Genomic DNA, 221 nt, shown 5'->3' with positions numbered 1-221 from the left:
GCATGAGGTAACCCCTGGGGAAACCGAATTTATCCAGGCGCGTGCGTTGGTAGCTGCCGCGGCCCATCGCCTTCAAGGCCAGGGTCGGGCGATCCCAGTTTTCAATGGAGTGGACCTGGCCCACGCAGGCCGCGTCCAGCGCATGGGTTTTGGGCACACCCAGCGCACTGCGGTTGAATTTGGTCCGCCCGCCCGAGGCCAGCTCCACGGGCAGGCCCGTA

Annotated in this window: 1 protein-coding gene; it reads right to left on the bottom strand. The window is 65.6% G+C overall.

Translation table 11 applies throughout. The features are described 5' to 3' along the window. Window positions 1-221, bottom strand: a 221-nt coding sequence (locus tag GVL12_RS26150) for a hypothetical protein (RefSeq protein WP_200844124.1), incomplete at both ends; no start/stop codon positions are given.

This window comes from Pantoea sp. 18069, assembly GCF_902706035.1.
Classification (GTDB): domain Bacteria; phylum Pseudomonadota; class Gammaproteobacteria; order Burkholderiales; family Burkholderiaceae_C; genus Comamonas.
The sequence above is the reverse complement of the archived record's forward strand: the minus strand, read 5'-3'. Positions and strand labels throughout refer to the sequence as shown.